The sequence below is a fragment of the Caballeronia calidae genome (assembly GCF_900044055.2).
Classification (GTDB): Bacteria; Pseudomonadota; Gammaproteobacteria; order Burkholderiales; family Burkholderiaceae; genus Caballeronia; species Caballeronia calidae.
On record NZ_FCOX02000099.1, the window covers coordinates 1 to 17,898 of the forward strand.

Annotated in this window: 11 protein-coding genes and 3 pseudogenes; 8 read left to right on the forward strand and 6 right to left on the reverse strand. The window is 61.1% G+C overall.

Annotated elements, in window-relative coordinates; translation table 11 throughout:
- Positions 1 to 436 (forward strand): annotated as a pseudogene (locus AWB78_RS38440) (transposase); the annotation flags it as partial.
- 369 nt (positions 437 to 805) lie between these two features.
- Here the strand turns inward: AWB78_RS38440 and AWB78_RS38445 are convergent.
- From AWB78_RS38445 to AWB78_RS38450, 3 genes are read right to left on the reverse strand one after another with little or no spacing between them, the layout of a single operon-like run.
- Positions 806 to 1,726: a sensor histidine kinase gene (locus AWB78_RS38445; protein ID WP_062611953.1), complete on the reverse strand. Its 921-nt coding sequence runs from the start codon at positions 1,724 to 1,726 to the stop codon at positions 806 to 808.
- Positions 1,711 to 2,181 (reverse strand): hypothetical protein, encoded by a 471-nt coding sequence (locus AWB78_RS48800; RefSeq protein ID WP_062611954.1) that lies wholly within the window; start codon positions 2,179 to 2,181, stop codon positions 1,711 to 1,713. The genes AWB78_RS38445 and AWB78_RS48800 overlap by 16 nt, the downstream gene beginning before the upstream one ends.
- Positions 2,168 to 2,851, reverse strand: coding sequence for a response regulator transcription factor (locus AWB78_RS38450; protein ID WP_062611955.1), 684 nt, complete (start codon positions 2,849 to 2,851; stop codon positions 2,168 to 2,170). Before AWB78_RS38450 ends, AWB78_RS48800 begins: the two co-directional genes overlap by 14 nt.
- Before the next feature lie 124 nt (positions 2,852 to 2,975).
- Between AWB78_RS38450 and AWB78_RS38455 the strand changes: the two genes are divergently transcribed.
- From AWB78_RS38455 to AWB78_RS38470, 4 genes are all read left to right on the forward strand, one after another.
- Complete coding sequence (locus AWB78_RS38455) at positions 2,976 to 3,656, forward strand: response regulator transcription factor (RefSeq protein WP_062611956.1); 681 nt, start codon at positions 2,976 to 2,978, stop codon at positions 3,654 to 3,656.
- 112 nt (positions 3,657 to 3,768) lie between these two features.
- Positions 3,769 to 5,166 (forward strand): efflux transporter outer membrane subunit, encoded by a 1,398-nt coding sequence (locus AWB78_RS38460; protein ID WP_062611957.1) that lies wholly within the window; start codon positions 3,769 to 3,771, stop codon positions 5,164 to 5,166.
- 11 nt (positions 5,167 to 5,177) lie between these two features.
- Positions 5,178 to 6,356, forward strand: a complete 1,179-nt coding sequence (locus AWB78_RS38465; protein WP_062611958.1) for an efflux RND transporter periplasmic adaptor subunit — start codon at positions 5,178 to 5,180, stop codon at positions 6,354 to 6,356.
- Positions 6,353 to 9,460, forward strand: coding sequence for an efflux RND transporter permease subunit (locus AWB78_RS38470; protein WP_062611959.1), 3,108 nt, complete (start codon positions 6,353 to 6,355; stop codon positions 9,458 to 9,460). Before AWB78_RS38465 ends, AWB78_RS38470 begins: the two co-directional genes overlap by 4 nt.
- Positions 9,461 to 10,087: 627 nt before the next feature.
- On the opposite strand, the gene AWB78_RS38475 is transcribed toward AWB78_RS38470, so the two are convergent.
- Positions 10,088 to 10,750 (reverse strand): response regulator transcription factor, encoded by a 663-nt coding sequence (locus AWB78_RS38475; RefSeq protein ID WP_062611960.1) that lies wholly within the window; start codon positions 10,748 to 10,750, stop codon positions 10,088 to 10,090.
- 1,374 nt (positions 10,751 to 12,124) lie between these two features.
- Here AWB78_RS38475 and AWB78_RS38480 point away from each other — a divergent pair.
- Complete coding sequence (locus AWB78_RS38480) at positions 12,125 to 14,347, forward strand: TonB-dependent receptor (protein ID WP_062611961.1); 2,223 nt, start codon at positions 12,125 to 12,127, stop codon at positions 14,345 to 14,347.
- Between the two features lie 611 nt (positions 14,348 to 14,958).
- On the opposite strand, the pseudogene AWB78_RS49930 reads toward AWB78_RS38480, so the two are convergent.
- Positions 14,959 to 15,119, reverse strand: a pseudogene (locus AWB78_RS49930) (IS5/IS1182 family transposase); the annotation flags it as partial.
- Between the two features lie 280 nt (positions 15,120 to 15,399).
- Here AWB78_RS49930 and AWB78_RS38490 point away from each other — a divergent pair.
- Positions 15,400 to 16,185: a COG4705 family protein gene (locus AWB78_RS38490; protein ID WP_062611966.1), complete on the forward strand. Its 786-nt coding sequence runs from the start codon at positions 15,400 to 15,402 to the stop codon at positions 16,183 to 16,185.
- Positions 16,186 to 16,203: 18 nt separating this feature from the next.
- On the forward strand, positions 16,204 to 16,602 hold the full coding sequence (locus tag AWB78_RS44365) for a histidine kinase (protein WP_074173648.1): 399 nt from the start codon (positions 16,204 to 16,206) through the stop codon (positions 16,600 to 16,602).
- An 818-nt stretch (positions 16,603 to 17,420) separates the two neighbouring features.
- On the opposite strand, the pseudogene AWB78_RS38495 reads toward AWB78_RS44365, so the two are convergent.
- Positions 17,421 to 17,898 (reverse strand): annotated as a pseudogene (locus AWB78_RS38495) (hypothetical protein); the annotation flags it as partial.

Sequence of the window (17,898 nt, forward strand, 5' to 3'; positions counted from 1 at the left end):
GGCCGAACTGGTTAACTGTGCTGCCCACAGCGGCCAATAGCCGATCGTTCTGGCGGCGGTAGGGCGCGACGCCGGGGCCGCCCCCAAGCAAGTCCTTGCCGATGCGGGCTACCGCTCGGAGGCGACGTTCGAACAATTGCGCGAGCACCCCGCCGAGTTGATCGTGGCGCCCGGACGCGAGGGCAAGAAAGAGGTGAAGGTCGATGCCCGGAAGCGCCCGCTATGCGCTGCGATGGCCGACAAGTTTACTTGTGCGCAAACTCAGGCGGCCTATCGAAAGCGCAAATGGCTGTCCGAACCGCCGAATGCCTGGGTAAAGAGCGTTCTCGGATTTCGACAATTCAGCATGCGCGGACTGGCCAAGGCCCAGGCCGAATGGAAACTCGTCTGCGCGGCGCTGAACCTACGCAGAATGTCGAAAATGACGCCTGCGTAAGTCCCGAAGGGGACAACATTGCCCTGATTTCGCCGCCGGGAAAGCCATTTTTGCGCGCAATGGCGGACCAAACCGCAATCGGCGTTGACGCCGCACGATGTGGCGTCAGTACCGGCAGCTCAAATTCTGTCTGCCGCGCGGATTCCTAGCGCGTGCCGTATGATCATCGGCCGCCCCAAGGGTGCAGAGCCCTCCAACCAACGTGGCCTCCTCATGCTCACCTCATCCTGCCTTCGGCCGGACGGCGCGCTAGTGGCCCTTCTGCACATATTCAGTTCGCCGATCTGGCCGCAGGCAGTAGGAGAAGCAATTCGCGCATGTCGGAATTGAACAAAGACGCGACAAGGCCGAGATGGGATTGCTTTACGCTCAAGAGGCCGAAACCAGGCGCTCTCGGAGCACCGCCGTCAGCACGATAGAACAGCCCTGTTCAACCTCCTCGAAGCGGACCGTCATTCCGTGCATCCGCGCCACCGCCAGAACCAGACTCAAACCGAGCCCGCTACCCGGCGTATGGCGGCTGGCTTCACCCCGATAGAAGCGCGTGAACACCTTGTCGCGCTCTTCAGCCGGGATGCCGGGTCCGTCATCGCGCACCCGAATGCTGATCGACTTGTCACTTCTCGCCAGACCGATACGAACATGACCGCCATGCGGCGCGAATTTGATTGCATTTTCCGTGAGATTGGCGATCGCTTCGAACAACAGGCTCGGGTCGCCCAGCATGCTGTACGGCGCTGCGTCGTCCCGATGCAACGTCAGTTCGACGGCACGGACTTCGGCCGCGGGTTCGTAAAGCTCGAAGACATCGGCTGCGACGGCCCCGAGGTCGACGTGCGCGAAGTGCTCACGGCGCGCCCCGCTTTCAATCTCCGAGATGCGCAACAGTGCGTTGAACGTGCGCAGGATACCGACCGCTGCCTCGATAACCTCGTCGATAGTCGCGCGATAGCTCGCCTCGTTCATCGCGCGGCGCTGCGCCCGCTCGAGACTCGCAATGAGGCGCGTCAGTGGCGTACGCAAATCGTGCGCGATGTTGTCGCACACGCCCTTCACTTCGTGCATCAGGCGTTCGATTTCATCGAGCATGTCATTGACCACGCGCACCAGACGGTCCAGATCATCGTCCTTCGCATGCACCGGCAACCGGCGGCTCAGATTGCCCGCGACGATCTCCTTGATCGACGCCGTCACCGCATCGAGCCGACGCATCGATCTCAGACCGACCAACACCGCGCCAAGCAGCGCGACCGACACGGTCAGTACCCCCGCCGTCAGCAGCGCGCGCAACAGCTCTTCGTCGAAGTGATCGAGATCTCGTATGTTCTGGCATTGCAGCGCAACGCGCGCATCCGGCAGCCGCATGGCGATGCATCGCGCGGGCGGATGATGCTCGAGTCCGTTGATGCGCGTCGAAAACGGCTTGTCGAACACGGGAATCGGCGGCCGTGCGTCCGGATAACCGCCCGCGACACGCCCCCCTGCGCATCGAACAGACCGAACGGGCGCTGATGGCGCGTGTCGTACAGGTTCTGCTGATCGAATCGCGCGATGAGATCGGTGGATTGTTCACGCTGCAACTCGGCGTGTTCGCGCACGAGCCAGTCGTCGATGCGCTCCATTTCGAATCCCGTGATCGCGACGTACAAATACGTGAAGAGAACGAGCGTCGCCGCCCCGAACAGTCCGAGGAACGACGTGGCGAGCCGAAAGCTCGAGGTGCGATGGAGTTCAGTCAGGCGCACGCAGCAGATATCCTGATCCGCGGACTGTCTCGATCATCGGCGCATGACCGGTTTCATCGAGCTTCTTGCGCAGACGGCTGATATGCACGTCGATCACGTTCGTGCGTTCGTCGAGCCGATAGTCCCACACGGCTTCGAATAGCATGGTGCGGCTGACGACCTGCCCTTCGTGCCGCATCAGATATTCGAGTAGACGATACTCGCGCGGCAACAGCGCGACGGGCCGCCCTGCGCACGTCACCTCGCGCTTGAGCAGATCGAGTCGCAAGGGGCCGATCTGGTAGGCCTGCGCATTCGGCGTGCCTTCGCGGCGACGCATGATGGCGTCGAGCCGCGCTGTCAGTTCGATGAAGTCAAACGGCTTGGTCAGATAGTCGTCACCGCCCGCGCGCAAACCGCGCACCCGTTCGTCGACTGCGGACAGCGCGCTCAGGATCAGCACGGGCGTTTGCACGCCCGCCTGGCGCAACGCGGCCAACATGCCGAGACCTTCGAGCCCGCCCGGCAGCATGCGGTCGAGCACGATCGCGTCGTACTCGTTGGCGACGGCCAGCACGAGGCCATCGCGCCCCGTCTGCGCGGTCTCGACCGTGCACCCGTGATCGGTGAGCGCCTCCACGATTTCATCGAGTGTTTGCGCGTCGTCCTCGACGACCAGTACTTTTGCCATTTTTCCCGTGCCATACAACGCTTCGCGCGCTTTGCGCTACGCTGAGCATGCGTTTGAATGGAGTATGCCATCGCACACCATTCAGCCGTTTCGCCCCAACATGAAAAAAATTTAATCTTCCGGCATGCGCATTCTGCTCATAGAAGACGACGCGCGCACGCGCCAACTCCTGCTGCGCGGTCTGACCGAAAGCGGGCATATCGTCGATGCGGTCGAAAACGGCGCGACCGGGCTCGCCCATGCCCGCGAGCCGATCTACGACGTGATCGTGAGCGACCGGACGTTGCCCTGCCTCGACGGTATCGCGCTCGTGCGTCAATTGCGCATGGAAGGCATCGACACGCCCTTGCTCATGGTATCCGCGGCAGGCGGATTGCATGAACGCGTGGACGGTATCCGGGCCGGTTGCGACGACTATCTGGCGAAACCCTACGCTTTCGCAGAACTGCTTGCGCGTGTCGAAGGGCTCGCACGCCGCACGAATCGCTCACGCATGAGCAGTTCGCTGGCATGCGCCGATCTCGTGCTCGACATCCCCTCGCGCAGCGCGACACGCGCGGGGCGCGCCTTGCGTTTGCAGCACCGAGAATTCCTGCTGCTCGAATGCCTGATGCGTCACGAAGACCAGGTCGTCACGCGCGCAATGTTGCTCGAGGCCGCGTGGAACTATGATTTCGAGCCGCGCGGCAATATCGTCGATATGCACATGCATCGACTGCGCGGCAAAGTGGATCGCGATTTCGGCCAGCCGCTCATTCATACCGACGTGGGCGCGGGATACATGGTGAGCGCCCACGCGCCGTGAGCGCGTGCAGGGTCTTACGCTATTGCATTAAAAAAATTTCATCTTCGCGAGAAAGGGCCGACAGGGACGCTTCGATACGCTGTGCAGCATTCCCGTTGCGAGAGAGCGTGTCATGGTTCGTCGGATTGCCGTCTACGTCGCCGCCGCCTTGCTGGCCGGCTGCTCGATGACGCCGGCTTATCATCGACCATCGATGTCGATGCCGGGCACGTTCGATGGCGCGATCGATACCGCCTCGCTCGATTCAACCGTTCCGGTGCGAAGCGGCTGGTGGCGTGCTTATCATGATCCGGCGCTCGATGCGCTCGTCGCCGCGAGTCTCGCGCACAACTATTCGCTGGCTTCGGCTATCGCCGCCGTCGAGCAGGCGCGCGGCACGGCCGAGAAAGCAGGAGCGGCGCAGTATCCGTCGCTTGGCATCGGAGCGGCGTTCGACCGGGCGCATCAGGGCGGTCATGGCGGGTCGAACACGAGGAGCCAAAGCCTGTTCGCGGAAGCGAGCTACGAAATCGACTTCTGGGGCCTCAATTCCGCGACCGCGAATTCGGCGGCGATGCTCGCACGCGCGTCCGGGTTCGATCGCGATACGGTCGCGCTCACGCTGACCGCATCCGTCGTCGACACATACTTCGAGGTGCAGAGCCTGCAGCGACGACTCGTGATCGCGCGCAGCATCGCGCATGACGCCGAACGCGTTCTTCAGCTTCTGCTCGCGCAGCAGAGTGCGGGTGTCGCGACAGAACTTCAGGTGCAGCAGCAACGCAATGCACTTGCGACATTCCAAGCGGCTGTGCCTTCGCTCCAGCAGCAGCTCGAAATCGCGCAACATGCGCTGGCCGTGCTCGCCGGCAGCGCACCCGAGCAATTCGCCGTGCAGGAAGTCGACCTGAACGGCATCCCGATTCCTCAAGCACGCCCCGATCTACCTTCCAAGCTGCTCGATGCGCGGCCCGACATCCGCGCGCAGGAAGCGCAAATGCAAGCCGCGAACTTCGATGTCGGCGCAGCGCGCGCGGCGTTCCTGCCGAATATCGTGCTGACGGCGGACGGCGGCTGGAAGAGCAAGTCGCTTTCCAATTTCCTCGCGAGCCCGTTCGCAAGTCTCGCCGCGTCGCTCGCCGCGCCCGTCTTCGACGGCGGCGCGTTGCGCGGCCAGCTTCACGCGGCGCGGGGTGCCGCCGCCAAAAGCGTCGCGGATTACCAGCAGACGGTGATCAGCGCGCTGCAGGACGTAGAAGACTCGCTGACCATTGCGCGCCAGCAAGCCTTGACGGAATCCTCCGACCGCGCCGCCGCCGATGCCGCCGCGAAAGCCGCGACGCTCGCCGAGGCGCAATACCGCTCAGGCACGGTCGACTTTCTCACGGTGCTCGATGCGCAGCGCACGCGCTATCAGGCCGAGGACACGCTGGTTCAGGCTCGTCTCGCCCGGCTGCAGGCGTCCGTGAGCCTGTTTCGCGCATTTGGCGGCGGCGTTGAACTCACCGCCTCGTCCAACCCATCAAGCTGAACGACTCGCTCATGAAAATCGACGACATCCCGCGCGAGTACGCGCCGCGTCGGAAACGTGGCCGCTTCCCGATGATTGCCGCGCTCGCGCTGGCCGCCGCGCTCGCCGCCTGGTGCCTGTGGCCGAAGCACGCCGCCACGCCCGCCGCCGCACCCGTACCGGTGAACGCGGGGCATCCGTTGCGCCAGGACTTTCCCATTTCGGTGACGGCGACGGGTTCCGTGCAGGCGCTCAATGCGGTCGACGTGAAAGTGCGCGTCGACGGGCAATTGCAGCGCGTCGCGTTCACCGAAGGACAGGACGTCAAGGCCGGACAGGTGCTCGCGCAACTCGATCAGGGTCCGCTCAAGGCGCAGTTGCAGCAAGCCGAAGCCGCCCAACGCAAGGATCAGGCGAGTCTCGACAACGCGCGTCTCGATCTCGCGCGCTATTCGAAGCTCGTCGGCATCGGCGCGGCGACCTCGCAGAGCGTCGATACCGCGAAGGCGCAGGTCGCCTCATTTGCGGCGATGGTCGCCGCGGACGCCGCATCCGTACAGAACTATCGGCTGCAACTCGGCTTCACGACGCTCCATGCGCCCTTCGACGGGCGGGTCGGCATGCGCGAGGCGGATGTCGGCGCGATCGTGCATCCGTCGGATGCGGCCGGCATCGTCACCGTCACGCAGATCGAGCCGATCACCGTGGTCTTTTCCGTTCCGCAGGACGTGCTGTCCGAATTGCTCGCCAACCAGGCCAAAGCGCCGCTGCCGGTGCACGTGAGCACCCGATCGGGCAGCGCGGCGCTCGCCGACGGACAGTTGACCTTCATCGACAGCACCGTTGATCCGGCCACGGGACAAATCAAGCTAAAGGCCTCGTTCGCGAACCAGGACCGGAGTTTGTGGCCGGGCGAACTCGTCAATGCGCGCCTGCTGTTGCGCACCGATAGCGGGCGGATCGCGGTGCCGAGCCGGGCGATCGTGAACACGCAGAATGGCCCGCAGGTTTTCGTCGTGTCGGCAGGCGGACGCGTGCAATTGCGCCCGGTCGAAACCACGGCCAGCGTCGACGGGATGACCGAAGTCACCAGCGGCGTCCAGCCGGAAGACCTGGTCGTGTTCGATGGTCAGAGCCGGCTGAATCCGGGCGTGCGCGTCGCGGCTACGATCGTACAACCCACGCCGCAAGCACCGGAAAGCTCATCATGAGCCTGATCGAACGTTTCATCGAAAGGCGCATAGCGACGACCTTCCTCGCCATCGCCGTGCTGCTCGCGGGCGCTGTGGCCTACTTTTTGTTGCCCGTCGCTCCGCTGCCGCAGGTGGATTTCCCGACCATCCAGATCGTCGCCAAACTGCCCGGCGCGAGTGCCGAAACGATGGCGACATCCGTCGCGACGCCCTTGGAGCGTCAGCTGACGAACATCGCGGGCATCACGCAGATGACCTCGTCGAGTTCGCTGGGGACGACCAACATCGCGGTACAGTTCGACCTCTCGCGCGACATCAACGGCGCGGCACAGGATGTTCAGACGGCCATCAATGCGGCGGGCGGCCAGTTGCCCAAGAATTTGCCGAACCCGCCGACGTATCAGAAGGTGAATCCCGCCGACTTCACCGTTCTGTCGCTCGCGCTCACCTCTTCCTCGCTCACCCTGACGCAACTCGACGACTATGCCGAGAACTACATCGCGCAGCAGATATCGCAGATGCCCGGCGTCGGCCTCGTCGATTTTCACGGGCAGCAACGGCCCGCCGTGCGCATCCGTCTCGACCCGGACAAGCTGACGGCGCGCGGCCTCACGCTGGAAGACGTGCGCTCGATCGTCGGCGTGCAGACGGTCAACGCGCCCAAGGGCAGCCTGAACGGACCGGACCGTTCGGTCGTTTTCAACGCGACCGATCAGATCACGAACGCGGATGATTACCGCAATCTCGTCGTCGCCTACAAGAACGGTGCGCCGGTGCGCGTGCAGGATCTCGGCGTCGTCGTCGATGCGCCCGAGGACACGCAGCAGGCCGCATGGTTGCAGCACGATCGCGCGATCATTCTCGATATTCACAAGCAGCCCGGCTACAACGTGGTGCAGACCATCGCCAACATCAAGGCCAGACTGCCTTCGCTGCAGGCCTCGCTGCCGGCCGCCGCGGTGCTGCACGTGGTCGGCGACCGCACGCAGACCATCGACGCCTCCGTGCGCGACGTCCAGTTCACCCTGATGCTGACCATCGCGCTCGTCGTGATGGTGATTTTCTCGTTCCTGCGCAACGTGTGGGCGACGGTGATCCCGAGCCTCACGATTCCGCTGTCGCTCGTGGCGACCTTCGGCGTGATGTACGTGCTCGGCTACAGCCTCGACAATCTGTCGCTGATGGGTTTGACCATCGCGGTCGGCTTCGTCGTAGACGATGCGATCGTTGTGATCGAGAACGTCATGCGCCATATCGAGGAAGGCGTGCCGAAGATGCGCGCCGCGCTGCTCGGCGCGCGCGAGGTACGCTTCACCATCGTCTCCATGACGATCTCGCTGATCGCCGTGTTCATTCCCATTCTGCTGATGGGCGGCATCGTCGGACGGCTGTTTCGAGAGTTCGCGGTCACCGTGAGCGCGGCCATCGTGATGTCCGCTCTTGTCTCGCTGACGGTCACGCCGATGCTGTGCGGCTGGCTCATCAAGGCGCCCGGCAGCGATCGGGGGCGCCTCGCGGTGTTCGAGCGCTGGCTCGAGCGCGGTTTCGTCGCGATGGAGCGCGCGTACGAACGGGGCCTCGACCGAGTGTTGCGGCATCAGAAGGTGATGCTCGGCGTGACGGTCGCAACGATCGTCGTCACCGGCGCGCTGTTCGTCGCCATTCCCAAGGGATTCTTTCCACAGGAGGATTCAGGCCTCATCATGGGCATCGCCCAGGCCGCGCCCGATGTCTCGCCGCGTTCGATGGCCGCCAGAATGCAGCAGCTCGGCCATATCATCGAGGCCGATCCCGCCGTCGACAACGTCTATTACTGGATCGGCCCGAATCCGACCGTGAGCCAGGGGCGCGTGATGATCAACCTCAAACCGTTCGGTGCGCGCACGGCGAGCGCGGGACAGGTGCTCGCGCGGCTGAAGCCGCAACTCGCGAACGTGATGGGAATTTCATTGTCGATGCAGGTTCGGCAGGACATTCAGGTCGGTGGCCGCATCAGCGCCGCGCAGTATCAGTACACGTTGCAAAGCCCGGACATTGCGCAGTTGAATCATTGGGCGCAGGTGCTCACGAAGAAGCTCGGCATGCTGCCCGAACTGACCGACGTGACATCGGACCAGCAGGCGTCCGCAACGAGCGCGACCCTCGTGATCGATCGCAGCACCGCATCGCGGTTCGGCATCACGGCTCAGGCCATTGACGACACGCTCTACGATGCCTTCGGTCAGCGCCAGGTCGCGACGATGTTCACGCAACTGAACCAGTATCACGTGATCGAGGAAGTCGATCCCGGCTATCAACTCACGACGGACGCCCTCACCCACCTCTACGTGCGTTCGCCGCTCAACGATCAACTGGTGCCGCTCAGCACGCTCGCCAAAGTGGAAAACACGGTCTCGCCGATTTCCATCAACCATCAGGGGCTCTTCCCTTCGGTGACGATCTCGTTCAATCTCGCCGCGGGCCAGTCACTCGGCAATGCGGTGTCGGCGATCCACCGCGCGGAAGCCGCGGCCGGCAAGCCAGATGCGATCTCGACCAGTTTTCAGGGCACGGCGCAGGCATTTCAGGCTTCGCTAAAGACGGAGCCATTCCTGATCGGCGCCGCGCTGATCGCGGTCTATCTCGTGCTCGGCATTCTCTACGAAAGCGCGATTCATCCACTCACCATCATCTCGACGCTGCCTTCCGCGGGCGTCGGCGCGCTGCTCGCGTTGATGCTCTGCGGACAGGATCTATCGATCATGGGGATGATCGGCGTCATCCTGCTGATCGGAATCGTGAAGAAAAACGCCATCATGATGATCGATTTCGCGCTGGTCGCGGAACGTGAGCAAGGCCTTTCGCCGGTCGAGGCCATCCGTCAGGCTTGCGTGCTGCGCTTCAGACCGATCATGATGACAACGCTCGCCGCGTTATTCGGCGCATTGCCGCTCGCGCTCGGCCACGGTGCGGGTGCGGAGTTGCGCGTCCCGCTCGGCATTGCGATCGTCGGCGGTCTTATCGTCTCGCAGATGCTCACCTTGTTCACCACCCCGGTCGTGCACCTGTGGTTCGACCGGCTCTCGCATTGGCTCGGCACGAGGTCCAAAGATCGGCTCCTGCCTGCCGAGGCGACTCGTTGACGCCTTCGCCCCCCCGGCGCACGGCGGGGTCCAGTCCGCGCTGGCGAACAGGCCAATGCTGAACAGCTTCTTCCATGCGACGCTGTTCTGGGACCGCGTGCTCGTACCATCCGCGACACGATATTCGGCTTCGAGGGTGAAGATGATCTTCGCCCCCCGCCGATGTCTCCGGCGCCTCTCATCGTGTCGAACGCCGCCGCTTCTGCGATTAACCAAACGGACGCGATCGTAGGGCACGCATGCCTGAGACGGGCAGATAGACGGTGAACGGTGTCACCGTGTGCGCGAGAAAGCACGTCGCGTGAGCCAGCGTGTCACGCGGCAAGGCTCTCGGCGATAGGCTCTTTGATCGATTCAACGGTCTATTCTTGCCTACGATGCGGATAGCAGTTCCCGTCTCGATCTCCGCGGCCTTTTTCATCATCCGCATCATGCCCGGTCCGCCCGAATGGAAGGACAAGCCATGACACGAAGACGCCGTCGATGGAGCCACACGCAGCATCGTTTCGCGCATGAAAGGCGCGGCAGGACATTAAGCAGCCACCGCGCCTTGCAACGCCGCGAGACTACGCCAGCGGTCAACGCCCAGAAGAGTTGGTAAGCGTAAGCGACGCTGCCATTCGATATTCAGGCAATCCGGTTCAAGCGGTAACCGACGCCGCGCACTGTAACGATTTCTTCCGCACCAATTAGGCCGCGCAGGTTGCGTACATGCGCGTCTACCGCGTGGCTTCCTATGGTCTCGCCTGGGCGATAAATCTTCTTCTCAAGCTCGGAACATGGAAATACTCGCGCCGGATCTTCCATTAGCGCTTGAAGCAGGGAGAACTCTCGCGGCAGGAGATCAAGAGTGACGCCTGATTTTGTAGCTTCACGGGAAGTTGCATTGAGATTCAACTCCCCGTGCGAATATATGGACCGGATGTGGCCTGGCCGAGTTCGTAGGAGCGCACACACGCGTGCGGTCAGCTCGCCGAGATCGAAATGTGTTGTCTCAAATCCGATCGTGCCAGGGTCAAGTCCGTGAATACGGTCATCTACTGCCTCGCCGACGGTCAAGAGTAGCAACGGCACGTCTGTACTACAACTGCGAATTGTCGCAAGCAAGTCGAGTCCGTCTTGCATGCGAACGTTCAGGTCGAGTATGACAAGATCCTGAGCCCCACGACCAAGTATAAGCTTGGTTTCCCGATCATCTCGCGCCCAATCCACCGTGAAACCCAGACGGCCGAGCGCAGCCAGCACTGGCTCGGCAATCATCTCATCGTCTTCTACCAGCAACAGCTGCATTCCCTGCCCGGATTCGAAACTCTCTCGGAAGCAATTTTCCGGGCACTACCTTAAGAACCCCTTACATCTTCCGATGTACTGACCATCTTCTATGCCGACTGTACGCGTGTAGGCAGATAGCCTAAGCCCGCCCTAAGGTTCACGTCGCAATAATCGCGTGGCGAGGACAGTCCGCGCTGTTCAATTCGAGGGAATTTCATGCGAGCGTCGACTCTGAAGGCCTTGCGCGCCAATGCGGTATTGATTGCGCTATCCGTCGCAGCGTCGGATGCGGTTTGGCTGGCGGTCTGCGGTTGTTCTGGGCGGCTTGCCGCGCTTGAATCGCCGGCGGTCCGCATTGCGATTCTGGCAAGTGCGTCGATCATCGTGCTTTTCGTCAGACGCGTCGCTGGACGAGCGTTCGAAATGGCGCGTGTGTCTCGCCGCATCTCCTGGACGCAAGGCACCGGGCGGTTGGTGCTGACGAACCCTTCGACAGATGACTGGCTCGTGCAACTGCACGTCGAGTTGCATCCTGGCGAAGCTCGGCCAATGCAGGTGTGCTCACGTCCGGCATCCTCTAGCAGGGTGCCACGCGGTCGGGTGTGACTCTGAACGCGCCCAGTCCTTTTCACCCGGCTATCCGACGGGCTTTTTTGCTCTTATCGGATCTCTGACCATTCATCGTCAGACTGGTGTCCGTGGATGAAACATTTCTTGTTCACATAAACGACCATCGATTTGCCGGCGGCGGCGTGCTGCGACGCTTGCCGCGTTTCGCATCACCAAGTCCAGGCATTAAACTCCTGGACGATGTTTTTTCGACGACAGCGAGCAAGCAACCAAGTCGTCGAATTGACTCTCGCAGTGAACCGATCACGGGCGTTCGGCTTCGGCGCCGTTACTTACCTTAGCGCACGCTGACCAAAACCAACACAAGGGCTACGCTCGGTGCCGAGGTAACTCACCAACGGCCATGTTGAGCAAAATCGGGGGAACGATTTTACGCGAACGGGCGCCGTCAACTACACGGCGCAGGAATACGTCAATTCAAGCGAACACGCAATCGGTGCCACCTGGACGACCTTCGACTGTTGCGCACGCCACAAGCTGATCGGCGTGTCGCATCGGGGAGCTAGACCGATGTGCGGCTGCCTAGAGCGTTTCGACCGTCTCGGTGCGATCGCGGGCAAATTGCTCGCCAGTGTTGGCTGCGCACATGGATTTGCGAAGCGACCAATCGATATCAGTGGCGTTTACATCTTTGTAAATAACCATTACACTTCGCGCCGATACAAATGCGCATGATTCGCATTTAGCGTTATGTGATGCGCGCACGTCGCGTTCTTGTGCTCCATGCAACGTGGGGCGTCATTTCTCTCCAACACTTTCACCATGCCCGCTCTGCTGAAGACGCGGACGCGTTTGCTCGCGTCCGTCGGTGCCCTCTATTGCGCAAGTTTCCTTGCTCCGTCTCAAGCCGTCGCCCAAGCAGCGTCCACCCAGAACTCCGGCGACATGTCGACTCAGTCCCTCCCCGCCGTTCAAGTGAATGCAACCGGCGTTCAATCGGACCTGCAGACAAAGGAGTTGCCGTCGTACAAATTCACCGCGCCGCTGCTGGACACGCCGCGTTCGATCACCGTCATTCCCGAAGAGCTGATCCGCGAGACCAACGCGACGACCTTCGCCGATGCGCTCAAGACCGTGCCCGGAATCACCTTCCTGGGCGGCGACGCGGCGGCGAATCCGTCGGCGGATCGTCCGGTGATTCGAGGCTTCGAGTCGCGCAATTCGATCTTCGTCGATGGCATTCGCGACTCGGGCGTGCAGAACCGCGAGACCTTCGATATCGAGAGCATCACGGTCATCAAGGGACCGGACTCCGTGTATGCCGGGCGCGGCGCGGTGGGCGGCAGCATCGACATCCAGACTAAGATGCCGAAGTACGACGACTTCATCAACGCGGGCGTGGGCATCGGCACCGATGCGTACAAGCGCTTCACGCTCGATGCGAACCAGAAGTTTGGCGACGGAAACGCATGGCGCTTCAACGCGATGGGCTTCGACGCGAATCAGGCCGGCCGCAACAACGTCTACAGCAAGCGCTGGGGCGTGGCCCCGTCCATTGCGTTCGGACTGAACAGCCCGACGACGGTGACGGTGAGCTACTACCACCTGAACACCTACGACATGCCGGACTTCAGCGTGCCGTTCCGCTCGACGGGCGGCACGCCGATCGACAGCGACCGCGGCCAGTTCTACGGCTTCAACAACCGCGACTACCGCTACGGCCAGACGGATACCGGCGAGGTGCGCGTGGAACACCGCTTCAACGACAACCTGAAGCTCAAGAACACGACCATGTTCGGCCGCACGACGCTCGACTACGTGGCGACCAATCCGCAATTGCAGAACGCGACGTCGAATATCCTCGGGCTGCAGGCGAAGAGCGGCAAGTACGCGACCAACAGCATCACCAACCAGACCGAGCTGACGGGCCGTGCGACCGTGTTCGGCATACAGCACACCATGACGGGCGGGATCGAATTCAGTCACGAGCACAGTCTGTACGAGGGCTATCTCGTGACCGACAGCGCGGGCAACAACATCCGCTCGAACACGCCGTGCAACGTGCCGTTCAACTGCACGCCGATCAACGCGTGGAACCCGGACAATCCGTGGCTCGGCAATATCGTGCTCAACGGCGACACCGGGTTCCCGGGCGCGGCGACGCATACGCAGACCAACGTTGCATCGGCGTACATCTTCGACAGCGTGAAGATCACCGATCAGTGGCTGTTCAACGCGGGCGCGCGCTTCGACCGCTTCGACGTCACGGCGACGCAGGCGGGCGCGAAGGACCTGACGAACAACTCGAATCTCTTTAGCTATCAGCTCGGCCTCGTGTACAAGCCGCTGCCCTCGGTGAGCCTGTACACGTCGTACGGCACGTCTGCGAATCCGCCGGGCGCGAACTCGGGACTCGGCGGCGGCACCGACCAGATCACCGGGACGAATCAGGATCTCTCGCCCGAGCGCAGCCGCAATATCGAAGTGGGCGCGAAGTGGGACGTGATGGAACGTCTCTCGCTGAATGCCGCGCTGTTCCAGACCGACAAGACCAACGCGCGCGTCTCCGATGGCCTCGGCGGAACCATCAACGCAGGACATCAGCGCGTGCGCGGCGTGGAGGTGGGCGCGGCGGGCAATATCACGGGCAAGTGGAGCATCTTCGGCGGCTATTCGTATCTCGATGCGATCACCGTCGATGCCGGCGCGGCCAACGCCGCATCGTCGGGCCTGCCGATGGTCATGGTGCCCAAGCACAACGTCGCGCTGTGGTCGTTCTATGAAGTGATGCCTAAGCTGAAGGTGGGCGCGGGCGCGACCATCGCGAGCAAGACGTACGCTTCCGTGACGCCGACCGTGCGCAAGTGGACGCCGGGCTATGCGCGCTTCGATGCCGTGGCGACCTATCGCGTCGCGAAGAGCGTGGATCTGCAGTTCAATGTGAACAATATTTTCGACCGCAAATATTATTCGACGGCTTATCCGATCTATGCGACCTGGGCACCGGGACGCTCGGCGGTGGTGACGCTGAATTTCTATCAGTAAGGGCTGAGGACGTCGCACTGGGTCGTTCCGAGTCGACATCACGACTTTGACATGTCGCTCGGACGTTCGAATATGCAAGCCAATTGAATGGCGCTCTGTGTTCAGGTCGGATATTCGGGAACGAGGCATGATTGCACAGCGTGCAGTGGACCAGCCATGACGTCGCCTTCGACGGACAGGCGCGGTTCCCTAATGCGCTGCGCACCGTGCCTCTGGATGCCCGCGGTGATAATGGCGTCGTAGACGTCCAAATATTGACGGATCACGTCGTCGAGTTGACGTATCGAGCGATGCATACCGCGTCGAAGGTATTTTTCAGTGATCGAGGCGAACCATCGCTCTACATGAGTGAGCCACGACGCCGAGGTCGGCGTAAAGCGAACGCGGAAGCGAGGATGACGAGCAAAGCATGCTTTGATCGACTCGTTAGCGAGATCGCCGATTCCCGTCGCTGCAGCAAAACCGAAGCCCGACTGAGGAACAGTACGCAGAATGCGCTGCACGATACTCCAGGGAATCATGCGCCATCGAAGTGCGTAATTCGTTCGTCCACCACGTAACAATGGCTCGAGCAGTTCGAGCTCGGCTGGAGGCAGCCGTACGCCGTTCGGAGTGGTGGGCGTGCCGGCGATTCGCGCGACATCCGCAAGCATCTGCGCCGCCGTCTCGCTCGGCCGTGCCGTTGGCCTGCGTAACCTGTGCGTTCACCACCAGACCAATGTCGATTATCGACCTTCGGATGCCTGCGTAAAGAACAGGTGCAGAGCATCGACGAGTAGCTCAAGCTGTTGATCAGAACGGCGCGCAAGCGCGATCGGGCCAGAAACGTACACAAATTTCTCGGCACAGTATGTGGCCATGATGATAGTCCCGCGTGACGCTTACCGGATTGTTGCGCAGAAGCATCATTCACCGCGAGGTCCCCTTGCCTCATCTAAGCCGCAACTAAGTTTTCCCCTCCAGAGTGACCTTTCAACTAGCGCGACGTTCTTTTAACCAGGGCGACGTTCACTCCTTCCTGCATGTCGCGTCCTATCCATGGGAGCCCGCTGATGGCCGATCCACAACGCACGTATCCGCTCTGGGCAGACAACAAGGTTCCAGAGGTCACAATCGCATTTTGGCTGATCAAGATACTGTCGACCACAGTCGGCGAAACCGCTGCAGACTACCTTGCTGTTAATGTGGAGTTGGGTACTCTGCTCACCGACGTGATCACAGTCGCGCTTCTTGCAATTGCGCTCGGTGTGCAGTTGCGCTTCCGAAAGCTAGTTCCCTGGGCGTACTGGCTTACCGTGGTACTGATCAGTGTCGTGGGCACTCAAATTACTGATGCCCTAACCGACGGTGCCGGCGTCAGCTTATATATCAGCACAACATGTTTCACTGTCATATTGGCGATTGTTTTCTGGGCCTGGTACCGCTCGGAGGGAACTTTGTCCATCAGGCATATCGACACTCTGCGACGGGAGCTTTTTTACTGGGTGGTGATTCTTTGTACTTTCGCTTTGGGAACTGCTGCCGGTGACCTCGCGACAGAAGCACTCGGGCTGGGTTTCTCATGGGGCGTGGTTGTCTTTGGCGCTCTCATAGCTGCCACGGCGGCGGCTGCATACCTTGGTGTCAATCGAGTACTTGCTTTCTGGATTGCCTACATCCTCACGCGTCCGCTGGGCGCCTCCCTCGGTGATTTACTTTCGCAGTCGCGCACATATGGAGGCGTTGGTTTCGGAACTGTGTATACGAGCGTTGGCTTCCTTGTGTTAATCATCGCGTTAGTTGTTCTCGTCAGCATTCGAAAGCCGTCCGCCGAAGATTCCCGAACGGCGCAAATCTAATCTATGGGAGAAAGAATCATGCGAGCAAATTGGTGGTCAGCGTTTGGCGCCAGCGTGGTAGTAGGCGGGGCGGTGTTTTTCACCTCGCTCTCACCCTCCGGGTTTGACGTGGTTGCGTCTGCTCAAGCCGCTTCAAAGCTGGGCGATCTATCGCCATTTCGAACGATCGCTGCCGACACGGCATCCAAGGTCGATAAAGGCGATCTCTCAGGTGCGAAGATCCGAATCAAGGATCTTGAGACTTCATGGGACGAGGCCGAACCGGCCCTAAAACCCCGTGCTGCGGCCGACTGGCATATAGTGGACAAAGCCATCGATCGAGCTTTAGACGCCTTGAGATCAAAAGCTCCGGACGAGTCGGCATGCAAAAAGGCACTCGCCGATCTACTAGCAACTTTCGATAAAGTTAGTGGATAGGCGAAAGCGCAGACCGAGAGAACGGTGCGCCAAGCTGTCGATCGCAGTGATCTATTTTGCGATTGGCGGCAGCCTGAGACGCATTTGCACCTCTCGGTATGCGGCAACGAAGTTCGGATTTCCATTTTTAACTTCACTGAGCCAGCGCGCCAAGTCTGCGGCACATGCCTCCGACTCGATATCTTTGAAGCACTTGGAATCGTTGGGCATTTATTCAGCGGCCCAGTGAAATGCGTAGAGAGTTTGGCGCTCTGCGAGCGTGAAATGCAAGGATTCGGTCTTGCCACTGGCGAGCCACTTTCGCAGTGAACGAGAGACGGTCTCTGCCGTCTCCCCTTCGGCTTAGTTCAGCCCATGCGAGTGACCTTCGCGTGCGCTACGAAGATCGGCCAATACAACAGAAACCACAAAATCTATTGCTCGCGAAGATGAGTCGAACGTCCCGGGGGCAGCTTCAGCCGTGGAACTCGTTATCAAAGTTAGAAGGATGATGATCCTGACAAATGCGCGGACGGAGTTCGGCAAGTTGGACATCTTTCTCGTGGGAAAAGAAAGTATCTCTCGCAACTGTGTCAACGAGTGATGATTCAGGAGTATACGAATAGCCTTTATCATACGCAAACTGGCTTATCTAGCAGATGCTTACGCAATCGTGCTCATCGAGCCGAACGGCACAGGGCGACCCTCATCGGCCGTGGGGTGCGGCGCCAGTAAAACGGCGGCTTTCACGCGTACAACGGTCGTCGATGACACAATAGAAAATCGTTGGCAAATCGGCTGAATCGGTCTTCCATCTCATCTGGCGCCGGGCCTGCTGGTTAGCGCGGTTTCAATTGCTCGACAACATACTGGCTGACGATCAGATCCAGGTGCGCACCGCCGGCATTCTTGTACACCGTCCGGTCTCCGGCCGAACGATGGAACGCCGTCATTCGGCACAGATCGAACAGATCGCCTTCTATATCACTATCCCGAATCACGCCCGCTTGCAGCGGGATTTGAATGTCTCCCGACTGAACGGCATTCTGGCGGTCGTCCACGAAGATCCGCGCACCGCGGAATACATCGCAATCGGCCTCCTGCATGTCGGATCGGTATCCGCCCACCAGATCGACATGGGTACCAGGGCGAACGCGCTCGCCCCGGATCACGGGGATTGATGCGCTTGTGGCGGCCGTGATGATGTCCGCGCGGGCGACCGCGGCATCGAGGTCCTGGACACCGGAGTTCGACAGTTCCACGGCCAAAAACGCGATTTTCGACAGCCAGGCCTTGTATCGGCGCGGGTTTCGGCGG